Origin of the sequence: Thiocapsa sp. (assembly GCF_035467215.1) — a bacterium.
Taxonomy (GTDB): Bacteria; Pseudomonadota; Gammaproteobacteria; order Chromatiales; family Chromatiaceae; genus Thiocapsa.
Map to the genome: position 1 here is coordinate 1 of NZ_DATITZ010000240.1, position 14193 is coordinate 14193.

Sequence of the window (14193 nt, forward strand, 5' to 3'; positions counted from 1 at the left end):
CGCTCAATCCGCCGATGTGATCGCCGTGGTGGTGGGTGATCAAGACGGCGGTGAGGACGCGATTCTCCGCGCGGAGAAGATCCAGGACCGGATCGGCATCGCCGGGATCCACGACCACTGCCGTTTCAGGCGTCTCGGCCAGCAGCCAGATGTAGTTGTCCTCGAAGGCAGGTATCGGGCGAATATCGAGCATGGGCGGCTCCAGGGCTACGGTCTAACGGCCGGAGCGACAGCATGCGACGCGCCCGTGCCTGGATCAAGCCTCGGTGCGCGCCGCGTTGCGGCAACGCGGCTTGCGAGTTCTGACGACTCCGTCACACATCCCCACCTCGATCGCGCGCGCTCTTACGAGCACTGACTAAGCTGTGGTTGGACTCTGACTCGCCGGCAACAACGCCCCGAGCGAATCCGGGATCGTGAGACGGAAGAGTGCCCATTAGGAGTCTCGAATGAAGAGTCTCGCGAACATGCTCGTACTCGGCAGTCTGCTCGGAGGCATGCAGGCCTCCGCCCTGGCCATCGACCTCGTCGACGTCCAACAAGCCATCGCAGATCGCGGCGCGGCCTGGAACCCAGGCGAGACGGCATTCTCGCGTCAAACCCCGGAGCATATAAGACGACGTTTGGGTTTGAGCCTGGACGGCACACCCGAGCCCCCGAATGGCTCCTCGTCGCCGATGGGACGATACTCCCCCCGTTCTTCGACTGGCGCGCCTATGGCGTGGTGACTCCCGTTCGCGATCAAGGTCAGTGCGGGAGCTGCCGGGCATTCGCGACCGTCGCCGCCTTCGAGTCGGCCGTCGTGAAAAACAGTTGGGGTCCGGACTGGGGCGAGGATGGGTATTTTCGGATCGCTTATTCCGAGGTCGACAACGATGTCGAGTTCGGGATGGACGCCGTCGTGCTCACGGGCGTCCATTCGAACACGCCTCGCATCCATTGATTCTCAGAGAAGCCTTTGACCTTGGCCCCGTGATCAGGGCAGGGGTCACTGCTCACGTCAAAGACAACGCCAAGCCGGGGGCAATTACCCGATATTTGCTAATGTTGTGGACGGAAACGCGGGCGTTACAGTAATGGCCCGGAGAGGCGGCGGCCGGAAACCGCAACGTCCTCTCGCCCCATCCGCTGCCGGCGAGGGTTGCCATGAGCTCGCTTCCACTCACACATCACGAGATCTTCACCCTGGTCGAGCCCTTCACGCGGCGCGGACGCCATGTCGACCTCGCTGCGAGCGACCGGATCGAGCGGCGCCTTCTGTTCAAACCGTTCGATCACGGCAAGGACAAGGTCGAGCTGAGCGGCGTGCGCGAGATCCTGCTGCTCGAAAACCCCAAGCCGGACAGGTTCCGGCTCACGCGCACACTTCGCCATCCCGACGGCTTGGAGGCGGATCTGACTGTCGAAGGCCCGGACCCCGGCAACCTTCTCGAACGTGTCGAGTCCATTGATCCTGGTCGTCATTTCCGCGGGAAGAATGGCTACAGGATCGCCCGAAGCTACCGTTTGGAATCCGCGACGGGAGGAACCGTCGACGCAGCGTCCGCGACGCGCCTGCTCCTGACCCGCGGTGCGGCCCGGGTCGAGGGTCTGACCCTGACGATGAAGGCGCAAACCGGGCGCGGCATGCCGGCGGAGCTGGAGCTGCACGCCGAGGACGGCGATACCATCGCGTTGCCCGAGGACATGCTGGCGGTGATCGGATGGGATTGGCGTCGTCTCAATCGTGTCAAGTCCTGTTGGAAGAGCACCCTGCGCTTACGCGGGAAGGAGCCCGGCCGCAGCCGCGACGCCGAGGTAAAGCTGACCCGAACCGTCGAGCATCTGGCCGAAACGCTCCGCGAGCCGCCCGCTCGCTACCATGAGCGGCTGGTCGCGGCACGCTGGAATGTCGCCTTTCGGCGCGCCCTCCCGCTACTGGTCGGTTTGGGTCTGATCTTCGGCGCACCCGCGATCCAGTTCCTGGAGCTCTCGGAGGGGTCGCTGATCCGCATGCTGATCTTCCACTCCCCGCCTCTGCTGATGGTGCTTTTCTTCACGATGAAGGAGATGCCGCGGATCGAAATCCCGCCCTTTCCGAAACCCTTGACCGCAACCGCGTGGCGAGAAGCGCCGTCGAACACATCCGGCGGGACGACGAAGGTTGCGCCGCAAGAAGCTTGAACGGATTCGTTATCGCCGGGGACACCGGGATCCCTCTTATCGCCCGAATCAACCGAAAAACTTCAACCACTTAAACCGCGTCCGCCGCAACGCGCATTGAGATCACGCAACGCCGAGCCAACTCATAAGAGTGCATGTCGTACCAGGACGCGGTTTAACCCCGGAGAGAAGCGCTCAAGATGCTCGGCAACCCGATGAACATCCCCCCGGTCTCGATCGCCGCGGCCAAGGCCGCGCTGGTCGAGCAGTATTCCGATCCGATCTTACGTCGGCGCGCATCCATGCTCTGGGGCACGCGAGGTGTGGGCAAATCCTCGATCGTGCGACAGGTGGCCGACCACTTCGGGGTCCCCTTGGTGGATCTGCGACTGACCACGATCGAGCCGGTCGACATCCGCGGCGCCATCTATGCCGACGACACCCTGGCCAAGACGGTCTGGTTCCCGCCCGAGTTCCTGCCCACGCCCGACCAACCGGACGGCATCCTCTTTCTCGACGAGCTCACGGCCGCGGATCAGCGCCTGCAGATCTCGGCCTACTCGCTGATCCTCGATCGTCGGGTCGGTCACTATCGGCTGCCGGACGGCTGGCAGGTGGTGGCCGCGGGGAATGCGAGCTTCCACGGCGCGGTCTGTCACGACATGGGCACGGCCCTGGCCGATCGCATGTTTCATTTCAACGTCCAGACCGTCATCGACGCCTTCCTGGCGCACGCGATGGCCATGGACTTCGCGCCCGAGGTAATGGCGTATCTGAAGGTCCGCCCGGACAAGCTCGACGACACCCAGTCGCAGCTCGCCAACGACCATCTGATCGGCGCCAGCCCACGCGGCTGGGAGGACATCTCCAACGTTCTGAAATCCAATCTCTCGGAGAACGCCAAACGGATCTTCGTGCAGGGCCGCATCGGCGCCGCCAATGCCGCGGAGTTCTTCGGCGTGCTGCGCGAGATCCAGGCCGGCACCGACGTGGTGCGTCTGCTGGCCAGCCGCCCCGGGGCCGAGACCGCCGCGTTGCTGCCCCGCACGCTCGACGGACTCTACGGCATGATCTATGGCCTGCTCGCCGCCAGCACGGACGCCGACACCCTGGCGCGCGCGCTCGAGATCGTCGAGCAGTTTCCGGACATCCGAAGCGAGGTCCCTCTGCCGATTCGCGAGTCACAGACGCTCGCGATGGAGCTGCTGATGCAGAAGGCGTTGGAGGTCGGGTTGGAGGCGACCGTTTTGGACAGCGCGAGCTACCGGCATTATTTGGAACAGCGGCGGGGTGACGGGTGAGTTGAATACGGATGAATGATCTTTACCGACACCGCGGGACGCGGGCGATTCAGCAGATGGTGGAGTTCGCGCCGTCTACCGGCGGGTTGGCGCTCTGGGTCAAGCATCGGGATCTGCCGCCCGAGATCGACCCGGGTCCAGTCGCAACCGACGGGGACACCGTCTATTACGGCGCCTCCTTCGAGCGGCTTTCGCTGCACGCACAGGTTGGGCTCGTCGCGCACGAGGTGCTGCATATCGCCTTGCGGCATCCTCAACGCTATATGGATCTGCAACATCTCTTAGGCGATGTGGATCTCGAGCTCTTCAACATCTGTGCGGACGCCATCGTCAACAGCGCCTTGAGTCACCTGAGCTGGCTCGAGCTGCCGGCCTCGTCGGTGTTTCTGGAGAAGCTTCTGCTCGCCACGCTCGGCATCGATGTCGGTGTGGACAAGGCCCTGCTTGAATGGGATGTCGAGCGCCTCTATCGCGCCATCGACGACCGCCGGACAACGGACAAGGGCCGCGCCCAAAAGACCCGCCGACGTCGCCGCGGCGGCATCGGCGACAGCCAACCGGGTGCTGAGGGTCGCGCATCGCGCAATCCGGTCGAGGACTCGACACGCTCGGAGGCGCGCGAGGACGGCCCGATGTCCGCGCGGGCCAGGTCACTCGGCGCCGAGACCCATGCGGACCTCTTCCCCCAACCGGATGCGCAGAAGCAACCCGAGCTGGAGGCCGAGCAGGCGCGCGAGTGGAGCGAGCGCATCCTGCGCGCGCATGCCGGAGACGGTGCGCACTCGATGCTCCGTGCACTGATCGCCGATCTGCCCAAGATCCGTACACCCTGGGAGCAGATCCTGCGCACCCAGCTGGCACGCGGTCTCTCGATTCAGCCCAATCTCTCCTGGTCCAGGCCAGCCCGATCCTACATCGCCAATCAGGGCCGGATCGGATCGGGGCGACGCCTGCCTTGGGAGCCCGGCATCAGCTCGGCGAAGTCGGTGCCGCGACTGGTGGTGATCGTCGATGTCTCGGGCTCGATCGAGGACAACCTGATGGAGCGCTTCGCCGGCGAGATCGAGGCGATCACGCGACGCCTGGAGGCCGGCCTCGTGCTGGTGATCGGCGACCGGATCGTGCAACGGGTCGCGCACTTCAAGTCGGGGCAATCGGACCTGCGCGAGATCGCATTCAACGGCGGCGGCGGGACGGATTTCACCCCGCTGCTCGAAGAGGCCGACAAGCACGGCCCGGATATCGGCGTCGTCCTGACCGACCTGGACGGCCCCGCGCGTTTCAGACCACGCTGGCCGGTCATCTGGGCCGTACCCGAATCCTATGCAACGCCGGAGCAGCCGTTCGGTCGCAAGCTGATCCTGAGCTGATGTTCGGTCTCGGCGGATGCGATGGTCCGTTGGTCGAAAGCGCACAACGAAAAAGGCCAGGCTGAAGCCTGGCCTTTTTTGTGCCGATGCAGCCAAGGCACACCGGCATTCAAGCAGAGCTTACTTGACTTGGGGCTGAGCCGGAGCAACAGGCGCCATCGGGGCAACCGGCGCTGCGTAGGGGTAGGCGTAAGGGTAGCCGCCACCGTAGTAAGGCGCGCCATAGCCGTAGTAGGGGTTGTTGTAGCCGTAGCCATAACCGCGACCTTGACCGCGGCCGTAGCCGCGACCACTGCCGCCGCCGCTCATGCCGAAGTTGAAGTCGCCGTAGCCGTCGCCGAACATGTCGCCCATGGCATCGCCGAGACCGGAACCGTAGCCCGGGCCGTACCCGCCGTAACCCGGGCCCCACCAAGCAGACGCGGAAGCGGAAGCACCGAGGAGGGCGGCGATGGCAGCAGCAGTAGCAAGCTTGTTCATTCTATTCTCCGAATCGATTTTATGTTGTTGGCAGCAAGCGTGAAGTCCGTATCGGCCTCCACTGACGAGCAGTATATTAGAAATTACTAAATTAGCAAGCTCTAATTTACGATTGGATTGCGGATTGCAGTTGTTCACCCGGCTACCCTGATGCTGCAGGCTCCAGTGCACCCTCGGGCGATGCCGGGCCGGCGCGCCACAAACGCCAACGCAGGCCGGGCTGGGTGGCGATCCCGACGATGGCATCGCGGATCCGCCCCCAAGGATCGACCACGAAGGTGGCCGGCACACCCACGACACCCCACTGACCCGCGATCTCCCCGGTCGGGTCGGCGATGACCGGGAAGGCGTGCCCCGTCTGCGCCATGTAGCGGCGCAGCTCGTGCGGACCACCCGATTGCATCGCGACGGTCACCACGGCGTGATCCTCGGCGATCGCGGCTACGGCACCGTCCATCAGACCGCATACCGGGCACCAGCTCGCCCAGAAGTGCACCAGCACCGGCCGCCCGGCAAGCGCGGCAAGGTCGAACGCCTGTCCATCCAGGGTGACACCGACGAGCGGCGGCGCCGTGCCGGTGACCAAGGGACGCGCCTTCCACCATTGGACGGCACCGACAATCGCCAGGATCAGCGCGATGTTGATGACCCAGTCGCGGACTTGCTTGGCGCGCCGAGCGGAGACGCTCGGGGTCCGATCACCGGACATGCGCCGGACCTTCGAAGAGGCCCGCAAACCGGGGTTCCGGGTCGAGGTCCGCGAGCCCGGCGATTCGCAGGACGTCCGCCGGACCCTGCATATCTCGACGAATCCCGCAGATCGGCGGTCTGCCCGCCCAGAGCTTGACAGAGCACATGGGACCGGACAAGGGCCGGAAGATCTCGGCACCCATCGGCGGCAAACCCAGCAGACCGAGTGTCGCGGCATCCAGGGCGCCACCCGTCTTGCGCAGACCGTTGCGCCACTGGAAGGCGTCGAGCGCGGCGAGCGTCGCCGTGTCGACCTCGCCCGCGAACGGCATCGTTTTGTAGGACACGCGCTTCTTCTTTTTCTTGTCGCGCCAAACGGATTTGCGGGTCGGCTGTTTCAAGAGCTCGCGCTCGGCCAAGGCCGTCTGCAGCTGAACCAGGTGCGGCGCGGCCAATCGCTGCAACCCGCTCGGCAGTGTCTTGATTCGACTCAGATCGGGCGCGTCGGCTAGGGACACCTCCTGGCCGGTCTGCAGCGCGGCATAGCGCGCGATGCGGCGATCGTACATCGCGAGCGCGACCCGCTCGGCCGGCATGAGGCGATAGCGATGATCCGGATCGTCCGGCTCGGCCTTGCCGACCGCTTCTCTGAAGTCGCGCAGTGCCTTCTGCACCGCAGGATCGTGCGTATCCTTGCCCGACGCCGTCGCGGGCAAGAATCCGAGGTGACGCAGTGCCGCAGCTGCACTCGGCGGCAGCGTCTGCATCGGAATGTCCTCGCCTCGGCCCACCAGCTCGGCCAGAAGCGCCTTGTAGTGACGGGTTTCGTCTCGATCGAGCGGCCCGGTCACCAGGGCCGCAGGCACCGTCACGCGCTGCTGCGGCCCATGACTGAAGTTCGCGGGCTCGACCGGCTTTGTCGGATCGAAGACCCACTCCGGCATGTCCCCGCCCGTCAAAGCAAAGCCGACACCGTACTTGGCCCGCACCATCGACGGCTGGCTCTCGGCCCGCACGCGCCGGGCCAGATGATCCATGAACTCGCCCCAGGTGAAGGGCTGCGTCTGCCCGCGTCCGTCGCGATAGAACATCCCGAGGTTGCCCGTGACCGTGGGCGAGTCGGCGGGCAGGCCCCACTGCGACGACACCGCGGGCGGCGCAGCGAAGGCGGAGGCGGCGTCGGGCGCGGGCGCATAGGCCGCATCCATGAGCGCCGGTCTCGACACGGCGACATCCTCCGATGGCCGGCGCGCGCGAATCATTACATCCGCACGCTGCTGCAGCGAGCCGGACAAACGATCCGGCCGGCGCAGACCGAGCGGCTCGGAGCGATTGCCCACCGAGTCGAGGCTCGAATCCGCGGCGGCCCACCGCTCGGGATCACGCGCGATATCCGTCTGCAGGCTCGCGATGTCGGTGCCCGATGCCGCGCCACCCGGCCAATCCTGCAGGGGCGACGTCGGCTCTTCAACAGGCTTCACGCAGAGGGTGTCCCGCGCCGCGCCGCGCGCCAGCGCCAGGATTCTTCGCCCTTCCCCGGCGCCGAGAAAGTGAAAGAGATAATCCTCCTCGGGCGTCGTCGCCCCCGTATCCAGGCTCAAGTAGTGCTTGGCAAAGGCAAGCACGGCGAAGTTGTGACGCAGCAGCTGCAGCTCCTCGTCCTTGGCATCGCGCACGCCTTCGATCGTGTCTCGGATCAGACGACGCACCTGCGCGTCGGAGAAAGGGCCTTCACCCAGATCCATGGGCTCGCGATCCGCCGCGGCCTCGGTCGTGGCGAGCAGCTCGACGCCGTACTTTTTGATGATGTGGTGGAAGGTTGAGGGGATGAACTGCCACACACCGGTCGCCGAGCCCAACCGACCTTCGGCGATGGTGGGGCGAACGTGGTCGTTCCAGGTATGGGCGCTCTCCATCTCTCCGGTGGCCAGCGCCTGTCCGAGATTGGCCCCGGTGCGCTCGGCGACCTCGAGTAGAACGAGCATCTGTCGGGGGGAGATATCTTGTATTCGGTCGTAGTCGCGCCACCGAGTCGCCGACCAGTCTCGATAGGCCGCGAGCATGAGCTCATGCTTACTGCCGTCCGTGGTGTAGACGGCATCGGTCACCGAGGCCGCGCTCGTCGACTCCTCGCCGAGCTCCGCGGCGGCCGACCAGGCGGCTGCCGACAGCGATGTCAGTGCGCAAGCCGCGACCCCGACGAGATCGCGCATGAAGCCGGAGCGTTTCAACGTGCTCATGTCCGATCGCCTCCTTTAAACCGCGTCCAGAGCGAGATGCTCGCTTTCGAGTGAGCTCGACGTTTGGTGCGTCCACGGCCTTTCGCGGGGATACTGTTTAACCGACCACGCGCACCGACGCGATCGACAGGACAGACAACGCCGAAACACCGCTCAAAAAAGCGTCCACCAAACGACGACAAGGCCGGCCAAACCCGCACCGAGCAGCGGCAGCGCGACGCGCAGACCCAGCGCACGGCCACCAACCGAGGCGGCAATGATACCTTTGACCAAGCTGTTGACCGCCGCGGCAATGACGATGCTCGAGACCGCAATGCCCGCGGGGAGTGCGTCCCGGCTCATGCGGGCGATCGCGAGCGTGATGGCATCCACATCCGCGATCCCCGAGGCGGCGGCCAACATCATCACGCCGCTCGCACCGACCCAGCTCTCGATGCCCTTGGCCGACACCATCACCAACGCCAGCAGAAGTCCGAAGCCGACCGCGGATTTCAACTCCAACGGGTTGTCGAGAAGCGCGTCCGCCTCGCCGCCGTCGTGCGACTGGGTGATCCAGTAGAAGGCCGCGAACCCGTAGGCGATCAGGGCCATCGCTGCGGCAGGCCAGAGCAAGGACGGCAGCAATGGCGGGTGAATCAGGGTCGTCACCAGCAGCATCCGGGGAAACATGGTCGCACAGGCCACCAGGATTGCGGCGGCCAGTACTGGGGCCATCTCCACACGGGCACGGGCCAGACGCGAGAAATGCAGGGTCAGCGCGGTCGATGAAGCAAGCCCGCCGAAGAGCCCGGTGAACAGGATCCCACGCCGCGTCCCCACCAGCTTCATCGCGTAATAGCCGACGAAGGAAATGCTCGCGATCAGCACCACCATCCACCAGGTTTCACGCGGGTTGACGGCATTCCAGGGGCCGTACCCCTGATCCGGCAACAGCGGCAACGCCACCACCGAGATGAGCAGCAGGGTCAGACCTGCCTTGAGATCCTTCTGCTCGATGGCTTGGATCCAGCGATGGATGAGCGGCTTGGACCCAAGCAGCAGGGCCGTGACCACGGCCGCCGCGGCCGCGGCGGCCGGATGGTCGAGCACCGCGAGCGCCCCGAGCAAGAAGGCCATCAAGCCGGCGACGAGGCTGGTGATGCCGACATCCTCGTCGTGCCTGTAGTCCAGGATGTGGGCAACCGTCAGTGCCCCGGCAAGCCCCACGAAGATGAGTCCCAAGGTCAAGCCGCCCGAAGGTCCAGTGACGAGCCCGGAAATCCCGCCGATGAATCCGAGCAAGGCGTAGGTGCGAACCCCCGCGACGCGTCGACCTTCCTCGGCGCCGCGTTCCTTCCAACCGCGCTCGACACCGATCAGCAGACCGATCGCCAAAGCGACAGCCAGCCCGACGAAGACCTGGTAATCCTCGAGCATCAGGGTTCGTGTGCTGCGCTGATCGGCACGGCCTCGCTCGCATCGACAATCTCGCGCAAAACCGTCGTCGCATAGGCGCCCGAAGGCAGAGAGAAGGTCAGCCGCAGTCCGCCGTCGACCCTTTGCGCGCCCAGGTCGGACACCGGCAGGCGTAGCGAGCGACGTTCTTGGGCCAGACCGAAGGCGGCGAGTCCCTCGCACCAGGTCGGGAAGCGCATGCCTGCTACGTCTTCGATCTCCCGGACCGATCCGCGCGACGGCAGCTCGCCCTTGCCCCACAGTGGACCCGTCGGGTGCACGTCCATAACCTCGCAGCGCGCGCTCGTCGGGGCGTCGATGGTCTCGGCGAGGAAATAGGAATTGGATCCGGCGAGTTGGAGACAGTCCCCGTCGAGCGGCCTGTCCCAGTCGCCGCGCAGAACCCGTTCGGCCAAGACCTCGTTGAAGATCTGCGAGCGTGCCGCGGAGAGCCAGAGGCCGGACTGATGGCGTGGGACACGACCGGCTGTCCCGGCGAAGAGGGCATGGGCACGCACCAGATTGGCATGATCATGCCCGAAGCGTTGCTCGCCGAAGTAGTTCGGGATTCCGCGTGCGCGGATCGTCGCGAGCCGCTCGTCGAGCCCGACGATGGTCTCGTGGTCGAGCTCGCGCACCAGGATCTCGAAACGATTTCCGGCCAGGGCGCCGCGCTTGAGCTTACGTCGATGCGGGTGCGATTCCAGGACCTCGATGCCCTCCTCGACGAGGCTCGACCAATCCGGTATCCCCTCGCGCGGACGCGGGATCGAGAACCACTGGAGGGTCACGGCGTGACGGTCCTTCAGGCCGGCATAGCCGACGGTGGAGACCGACACACCGGCCACACGCGCCAGGCGGCGTGCCGCCCATTCGGTGTTCGCGCCGGTCTTGCGCACCCACAACAGAAGGTGATCGCCCTCGCCGTCCGGGGCGAACCCGAGCTGCTCTTCGACCCGGAAGTCCTCCGATCGAGCACGCAAGCGTCCGTGGGCAAGCGGAGCGCCGTGCGCTCGGGGTAGGGAGTCGACCGGTATCCAGCTCGGCAGCGACACCTCAGGCGTCCGCCAACAGCACCACGGCCGCAGCCGCGATACCCTCGCCCCGCCCCGTGAACCCCATCTGCTCGGTCGTGGTCGCCTTGACGTTGACCCGCGCCGGGTCGCAGCCCATGTCGGCGGCAAGACGGGCGCACATCTGCGGGATGTGGGCCGCCAGCTTGGGACGCTGGGCGATGATGGTGAGATCGGCGTTGTGCACGTGCAGACCGCACTCGGCGAGGCTCTCGATCACGCGCCGCAGCAGGATGCGGCTGTCGATGCCGGCGTAGGCGGCGTCCGTATCGGGAAAGTGCCGACCGATGTCGCCGAGCCCGGCCGCGCCGAGCAAGGCATCGCAGAGTGCATGGATGGCCACGTCGCCGTCGGAATGCGCGAGCAGGCCCTGATCGTGCGGGATCTCCAGACCGCCGAGCACCAGCGGGCGTCCGGGGCCGAAACGATGGGCGTCGAAGCCCTGACCGATGAGCATGTTTGAAAGCCTCCAGCCTCCAGCCCCCGGCCTCCCGCCTTCTGCCTCCTGCAACGTGCACGCTCGCGCGACGGTGGTCGGAGGCTGGAGGCTGGAGGCCGGAGGCCGGAGGCTATTGAGCGTTTGGATTAGCCCAGCCGTCCCTGCTGTTGCAGGTAGAAGCGGGCGAGCGGGAGATCCTCGGCGCGCGTGATCTTGATGTTGTCGGCATGGCCTTCAATAAGGCGCGGGGCTTGACCGATGCGCTCCATGGCCGAGGCGTCGTCGGTCACCAGATGGTTGGCGGTCAGTGCGTCGGTCAATGCGGCACGCAACCGGCCGAGACGGAACATCTGGGGCGTGAAGGCATGCCAGAGCGACGAGCGATCCACGGTCGCGCCGATGCGATCGTCCGATTCGGCCCGTTTCATGGTGTCGCGCACCGGGATGCCGAGCAGGCCGCCGACCTCGTCGTCGATCAGGGTCTCGATCAGCCGATCGAGATCGGCCGGACGCAGACAGGGCCGCGCCGCATCATGCACCAACACCCAATCCTCCGCATGGGCGCGGGTACCCAGTGCATCGAGCGCATTCAGGACCGAATGGCAACGCTCGGCACCGCCGTTCGCGCGTGTCACCTTGGGATGGTCGGCATAGGCCGTCGCGCCCCAGTAGCGATCGGTCGGGTCCAGCGCAACCACGACGCCACGGATGCGCACGTCGGCCACGAAGAGATCCAACGCATGATCGATCACCGCGCGACCGGCGAGATCCAGATATTGCTTCGGCGTCGCACTGCCCATGCGCCGACCCACCCCGGCGGCAGGGAGCACGGCCCACAAGTCCGGTGAAGGGCTCATCGCTTCGCCTCCGGGGGCGCCTTCTCCGGTGCGTCGCGCTCGATGACCTGAATGAAGATCTCGCCCGGTTTGATCATTCCCAGATCGCGGCGTGCGCGCTCCTCCAATGCCTCGACCCCTTCGCGTAGGTCCATCACCTCGGCTTGGAGCTCCTGATTACGTGCACGCAAACGCTCCAGCTCCTCCTCCTGAGCCGCGATCTCGTTCTTGAGCCCGTGCACCTCGGCCAAGCTCCCCTCGCCGACCCACAGCCGAAACTGCAGGCCAGCCAGCAAGAGGATCAGCAGAAGGATCAGGAGTCGCATAAAGGGTGTCTTCAGTCCCGGCAGCAGGGGACGGACACGCCCGACCCCTGCCTGCCAACCATCAAAGCCACTTGAAGGCAGAGCGACCCGCATAGGTGGCCTCGTCGCCCAACTGATCTTCGATGCGCATCAGCTGGTTGTATTTGGCAACCCGGTCGGAGCGCGAGAGCGAGCCGGTCTTGATCTGGCCCGTACCGGTCGCGACGACCAGATCGGCGATAGTGGTGTCCTCGGTCTCGCCCGAGCGGTGCGAGACGACGGCGGTATAGCCGGCGGCGTGGGCCATGGCGATCGCCTCAAGGGTTTCGGTCAGGGTACCGATCTGATTGACCTTGATGAGGATGGAGTTGGCGATGCCCTTGTCGATCCCTTCCTGCAGGATCTTGGTGTTGGTGACGAAGAGGTCGTCGCCGACGATCTGGACCTTGCCCCCGAGACGCTCGGTCTGGCGCTTCCAGCCGTCCCAATCGCCCTCGGCCAAGCCGTCCTCGATGGTGATGATGGGGTATTTCTCGACCCATTCGAGCAGAAGGTCGGTCATGCCGTCGGAGTCGAGCGTGCGGCCTTCGCCCTTCAGATGATACTTGCCGTCTGCGTAGAACTCGGAGGCGGCCACGTCCATGCCGAGATAGATGTCCGATCCGGCCTTGAATCCCGCCTTGTGGATCGCCTCGAGGATTGCCTCGATCGCCGCCTCGTTGGAGGGCAGATCGGGGGCGAAACCGCCTTCGTCGCCGACACCGGTGGCCAAGCCGCGTCCGTGCAGGACGGACTTGAGGGCATGAAAGACCTCGGCGCCGTAGCGCACCGCTTCGCGGATGCTGGGCGCGCCGACCGGCAGGATCATGAACTCCTGGAAGTCCACGCTGTTGTCCGCGTGCTCGCCGCCGTTGATGATGTTCATCATGGGCACGGGCAGACGGTAGGGTCCGGTCGCGAGCGACATGAAGAGCGGCAACGCCTTCTCTTGCGCTGCGGCATGCGCGGCGGCGATCGAGACGCCGAGCAATGCGTTGGCGCCGAGACCGGCTTTGTTGTCGGTCCCGTCGAGCGCAATCATGGCGCGATCGAGCGCCGCCTGTTCGCCGACCTCCATGCCGACGACCGTGTCGCGCAGCTCGCCTTGGATGTTGGCGACGGCGGTCAGGACGCCCTTGCCGCCGAAACGGGAGCGGTCGCCGTCGCGCAGCTCGAGGGCCTCGCGCGAACCGGTCGAGGCGCCGGACGGCACGATGAAGCGGCCGATCGCACCGTCGGCGGTAATGACATCGGCCTCGACTGTGGGATTTCCGCGGGAGTCCAGTACCTCGCGGGCGCGGACATCGACGATCTCGGACATGGCATGTCTCTCCAAAAACAAAAGCAAGAACGGCGCGATCCTTCAATAGAATCGCATGGGTATATCGACCTCAGCGGGGAGTCTCGCGACGATCGGTCCGACGCAGGCGCGTGTCCGATTCCGTTGTTCAATTCACATCGGCTCCGACAGAGCGACCCCGGACGTCGACCAGATCGAGGAAGCGCAGCGGAATAGGCTCGCCGGCCCTACCGCTCGGGGCCTCATGCCGATCTCAAAGCGATTGCTCTGCGAAACCTGCCGATTTCACCAATCGGTCGATCTGAACCAGGGTTTCGAGCAGGGCGCGCATCTTCCCCAAAGGCCAGGCGTTGGGGCCGTCGCTCAGGGCCACATCGGGATTCGGATGGGTCTCCATGAAGAGACCGGAGATGCCGACGGCAACCGCGGCGCGGGCCAAGACCGGAACGAACTCGCGCTGACCGCCTGAACGATCGCCCTGCCCGCCCGGCAGCTGAACCGAATGGGTGGCATCGAAGACGACCGGGCAGCCCGTCTCGCGCAT

Annotated in this window: 14 protein-coding genes and 2 pseudogenes; 5 read left to right on the forward strand and 11 right to left on the reverse strand. The window is 65.6% G+C overall.

Going from position 1 to position 14193, the window contains the following annotated elements:
- Positions 1-193, reverse strand: a 193-nt coding sequence (locus tag VLR48_RS13505; RefSeq protein ID WP_325292295.1) for an MBL fold metallo-hydrolase, incomplete at its 3' end; no start/stop codon positions are given.
- A 492-nt stretch (positions 194-685) separates the two neighbouring features.
- On the opposite strand from VLR48_RS13505, the pseudogene VLR48_RS20290 reads away from it, so the two are divergent.
- From VLR48_RS20290 to VLR48_RS13525, 5 genes and pseudogenes are all read left to right on the forward strand, one after another.
- Positions 686-787, forward strand: a pseudogene (locus VLR48_RS20290) (C1 family peptidase); the annotation flags it as partial.
- A 15-nt stretch (positions 788-802) separates the two neighbouring features.
- Complete coding sequence (locus VLR48_RS13510) at positions 803-943, forward strand: C1 family peptidase (RefSeq protein ID WP_325292296.1); 141 nt, start codon at positions 803-805, stop codon at positions 941-943.
- Between the two features lie 203 nt (positions 944-1146).
- Positions 1147-2163 carry a hypothetical protein gene (locus tag VLR48_RS13515; protein ID WP_325292297.1) on the forward strand — a complete coding sequence of 339 codons (1017 nt, stop codon included), beginning with the start codon at positions 1147-1149 and terminating at the stop codon, positions 2161-2163.
- A 179-nt stretch (positions 2164-2342) separates the two neighbouring features.
- Positions 2343-3443, forward strand: a complete 1101-nt coding sequence (locus VLR48_RS13520) for an AAA family ATPase (protein WP_325292298.1) — start codon at positions 2343-2345, stop codon at positions 3441-3443.
- 11 nt (positions 3444-3454) lie between these two features.
- Complete coding sequence (locus VLR48_RS13525) at positions 3455-4813, forward strand: DUF2201 family putative metallopeptidase (RefSeq protein ID WP_325292299.1); 1359 nt, start codon at positions 3455-3457, stop codon at positions 4811-4813.
- Positions 4814-4933: 120 nt separating this feature from the next.
- On the opposite strand, the gene VLR48_RS13530 is transcribed toward VLR48_RS13525, so the two are convergent.
- The 10 genes and pseudogenes from VLR48_RS13530 to VLR48_RS13575 form a co-directional block, all read right to left on the reverse strand.
- The gene (locus tag VLR48_RS13530) at positions 4934-5293 is read right to left on the reverse strand and encodes a sulfur globule family protein (protein WP_325292300.1); all 360 of its coding nucleotides are present in this window, start codon (positions 5291-5293) and stop codon (positions 4934-4936) included.
- A 142-nt stretch (positions 5294-5435) separates the two neighbouring features.
- A complete protein-coding gene (locus VLR48_RS13535; RefSeq protein WP_325292301.1) occupies positions 5436-6002 on the reverse strand; it encodes a protein disulfide oxidoreductase in 567 nt (188 codons plus the stop codon).
- Positions 5992-8223, reverse strand: a complete 2232-nt coding sequence (locus VLR48_RS13540; RefSeq protein WP_325292302.1) for a peptidoglycan-binding protein — start codon at positions 8221-8223, stop codon at positions 5992-5994. Before VLR48_RS13540 ends, VLR48_RS13535 begins: the two co-directional genes overlap by 11 nt.
- A gap of 153 nt (positions 8224-8376) precedes the next feature.
- The gene (locus tag VLR48_RS13545; protein WP_325292303.1) at positions 8377-9639 is read right to left on the reverse strand and encodes an MgtC/SapB family protein; all 1263 of its coding nucleotides are present in this window, start codon (positions 9637-9639) and stop codon (positions 8377-8379) included.
- Entirely contained in the window at positions 9639-10712 is a 1074-nt protein-coding gene (truD, locus tag VLR48_RS13550; RefSeq protein ID WP_325292304.1) for a tRNA pseudouridine(13) synthase TruD, read from the reverse strand. Before truD ends, VLR48_RS13545 begins: the two co-directional genes overlap by 1 nt.
- A gap of 1 nt (position 10713) precedes the next feature.
- Positions 10714-11187: a 2-C-methyl-D-erythritol 2,4-cyclodiphosphate synthase gene (gene ispF / locus VLR48_RS13555; RefSeq protein ID WP_325292305.1), complete on the reverse strand. Its 474-nt coding sequence runs from the start codon at positions 11185-11187 to the stop codon at positions 10714-10716.
- 128 nt (positions 11188-11315) lie between these two features.
- On the reverse strand, positions 11316-12026 hold the full coding sequence (gene ispD / locus VLR48_RS13560; protein WP_325292306.1) for a 2-C-methyl-D-erythritol 4-phosphate cytidylyltransferase: 711 nt from the start codon (positions 12024-12026) through the stop codon (positions 11316-11318).
- Positions 12023-12424 (reverse strand): cell division protein FtsB, encoded by a 402-nt coding sequence (ftsB, locus tag VLR48_RS13565; protein WP_325292307.1) that lies wholly within the window; start codon positions 12422-12424, stop codon positions 12023-12025. Before ftsB ends, ispD begins: the two co-directional genes overlap by 4 nt.
- A complete protein-coding gene (eno, locus tag VLR48_RS13570) occupies positions 12393-13670 on the reverse strand; it encodes a phosphopyruvate hydratase (RefSeq protein WP_325292308.1) in 1278 nt (425 codons plus the stop codon). The genes ftsB and eno overlap by 32 nt, the downstream gene beginning before the upstream one ends.
- A 232-nt stretch (positions 13671-13902) precedes the next feature.
- Positions 13903-14193 (reverse strand): annotated as a pseudogene (locus VLR48_RS13575) (3-deoxy-8-phosphooctulonate synthase); the annotation flags it as partial.

Coding starts and splice junctions, on each gene's coding strand:
- VLR48_RS13515 (WP_325292297.1), top strand. CDS start 1,147: ATGAGCTCGCTTCCACTCACACATCACGAGATCTTCACCCTGGTCGAG.
- VLR48_RS13520 (WP_325292298.1), top strand. CDS start 2,343: ATGCTCGGCAACCCGATGAACATCCCCCCGGTCTCGATCGCCGCGGCC.
- VLR48_RS13525 (WP_325292299.1), top strand. CDS start 3,455: ATGAATGATCTTTACCGACACCGCGGGACGCGGGCGATTCAGCAGATG.
- VLR48_RS13530 (WP_325292300.1), bottom strand. CDS start 5,293: ATGAACAAGCTTGCTACTGCTGCTGCCATCGCCGCCCTCCTCGGTGCT.
- VLR48_RS13535 (WP_325292301.1), bottom strand. CDS start 6,002: ATGTCCGGTGATCGGACCCCGAGCGTCTCCGCTCGGCGCGCCAAGCAA.
- VLR48_RS13540 (WP_325292302.1), bottom strand. CDS start 8,223: ATGAGCACGTTGAAACGCTCCGGCTTCATGCGCGATCTCGTCGGGGTC.
- VLR48_RS13545 (WP_325292303.1), bottom strand. CDS start 9,639: ATGCTCGAGGATTACCAGGTCTTCGTCGGGCTGGCTGTCGCTTTGGCG.
- ispF (WP_325292305.1), bottom strand. CDS start 11,187: ATGCTCATCGGTCAGGGCTTCGACGCCCATCGTTTCGGCCCCGGACGC.
- ispD (WP_325292306.1), bottom strand. CDS start 12,026: ATGAGCCCTTCACCGGACTTGTGGGCCGTGCTCCCTGCCGCCGGGGTG.
- ftsB (WP_325292307.1), bottom strand. CDS start 12,424: ATGCGGGTCGCTCTGCCTTCAAGTGGCTTTGATGGTTGGCAGGCAGGG.
- eno (WP_325292308.1), bottom strand. CDS start 13,670: ATGTCCGAGATCGTCGATGTCCGCGCCCGCGAGGTACTGGACTCCCGC.